Source organism: Planktotalea frisia, assembly GCF_001890925.1.
Taxonomy (GTDB): domain Bacteria; phylum Pseudomonadota; class Alphaproteobacteria; order Rhodobacterales; family Rhodobacteraceae; genus Planktotalea; species Planktotalea frisia.
Genome location: NZ_MLCB01000102.1, coordinates 1 through 1,067, shown reverse-complemented (window position 1 = coordinate 1,067; position 1,067 = coordinate 1). Strand labels below are relative to the sequence as shown.

The 1,067-nt window shown below is 55.0% G+C and carries 1 protein-coding gene; it reads right to left on the bottom strand.

The features are described from left to right. On the bottom strand, positions 1-902 hold a 902-nt coding region (locus PFRI_RS07135; RefSeq protein WP_072630016.1), incomplete at its 3' end, for a site-specific integrase. Between the last annotated feature and the right edge of the window lie 165 nt (positions 903-1,067).

Here is a 1,067-nt window from a genome sequence, read left to right as displayed (position 1 = left end):
TCTAGGTCACAGTCTTTGACCCTCAGGCCTGATACTTCGGAGACCCTCGAGCCGGTGTCACGCAACGTGACATACAGGGCCCAAGCCGTGTCATTACTCGAGAAGGCGGTCTCTAGGGTGACCACCTGGTCATCACTCAGGGGAAGCCTGTCGTGCTTGGTGGCACCAGCTCCCTTTATCTTGAGGTTGGTGAAGACGTTGGGGATGGTCAGGGAGTGTTCCACAATCACATGGTTGATGGCTGTCCTTACAACTCCCAGCATTCTCACGGCGCTGTTGGCTGAGACCCTGCTCAGCAGGTGGTCCCGCAGGTCATTGGCATCCTGTCTCGTGATGTCAGTCAGGGGAGTGTACTTCAGCCTCTGCTTGCCAAAGACGCTCTTCATGTCTGTGCGCAGCCGTTCTACCCGCTGCCCAATCTCCCTGGCAGCCTTAGGGGTGTCTGACTTATAGGCCTCATACTGGTCGAGGGTCATGGCGAGTGTCAGGACGTCAGGCTTAAGGCGACCCGAGTAGACTTGCTGGACCACTTCTGTTGGCATCTTTTGTTTGTGCAGGTCTTTGCCCAGCTCATTCAGGGCATCCTCAATAGGAGAGTACTCCGGGACTGTCTCGGCCAGCACCATCTCGGCGACCTCATCGCCCAGTGCTCCACGGATAATCTCTAAGCTGCGTTCTCTAGCTGACTTGTCTGCTTCATCGTTCAGCAAGGCTTCGATTCTTGCATGCACCAGGGGCAGGGCCTGCATGGCCTCTCGGTAGCTGTCCCCCAGCTGTCGATACAGGGTCGCCTTTCCAATGAGGGGTCTAAGGCGCTCTGGAACGTTCCTCTTATAGCGAAAGCTGCCGTTGCTCCGGCGAAAAACATAGCGGGGGAGTTGTAGGGGCACATCATCACTCATGGTTGTGGATTGTGCGCCTAACGTGCCCCAGTTCAAGTCAAAAGAGCCTCTCGGGTCTGACTATTTTGGTCACAAACCTGACAAAGTGGTCCCGAAAGCGGTCCCGAAAGTGGTCCTGTGAGAAGCTATACCACTGTATTTGCTTGGTTTATTGGTAATTTAAGA